Consider the following 702-nt stretch of genomic DNA (forward strand, 5'->3'; position numbering starts at 1 on the left):
CGTAGGCAATATTTCGATCGGCTTCATTGGCGAGGAGAGAAAGATACTCTTCCCGCGTCATAGACTGAGAAAAACGTCCGCATATGGTTACCTCCAGTGGCCAGACTTAAAGTATAGATAATGCCGCGTCAGCGGCATGGAGGCGCCAGCTGAAGTTGAATGGAGTACTGCGGGTAAATGGCGCCGTCGCCCGGCGCAGCCGGCTGCTGTTTTGACAGGTTCTGCCTCACCCACCCCCTTCCCTGCAAAGCTATACCCGCTAAAAACGGCTCAGATGCCTCTGTACGCGGTCGGAGTGGTCCCGGCAAGGCGACAGCCGCAGTCGGGGCGTATCTCCGCGTTAGCGGGCCGTTAGGGCCGCTTACGAGCGTGTATCCCAGAACTTACCGCGACACTACTCCCGGCCTTCGGCCGGGGGCGGCGGCGCTTTTCAGTGGTGGGGAGGGGCTCCTGGCCGGCAAACCGGCGCCGGTTTTGTGATGAACTTCCTTATGAATGCTGTAACTAACTTAATTCTCCGGCAGGGGCCCGTCGCGGAGCGATGGGAGCTATCTCTGATACTGCCGAACCGGCGCGACCGTCAGGTCGCTGCAAGGGCGGACATTCTCCGGAGCCTGTCCACAGTGCGGGCGATGAACAGGTTATGGGTTTACAGGATTTATTAAAGGATCTTTAAAAGAGGTACAGAGCTGGTGTTTAAAA

The 702-nt window shown here is 57.5% G+C and carries 1 pseudogene; it reads right to left on the minus strand.

Going from position 1 to position 702, the window contains the following annotated elements:
• Positions 1 to 85 (minus strand): annotated as a pseudogene (locus tag N6P30_RS24445) (SOS response-associated peptidase); the annotation flags it as partial.
• Positions 86 to 702 lie beyond the last annotated feature (617 nt).

Origin of the sequence: Enterobacter sp. PL1 (assembly GCF_945957325.1) — a bacterium.
GTDB classification, from domain to species: Bacteria; Pseudomonadota; Gammaproteobacteria; order Enterobacterales; family Enterobacteriaceae; genus Enterobacter; species Enterobacter roggenkampii.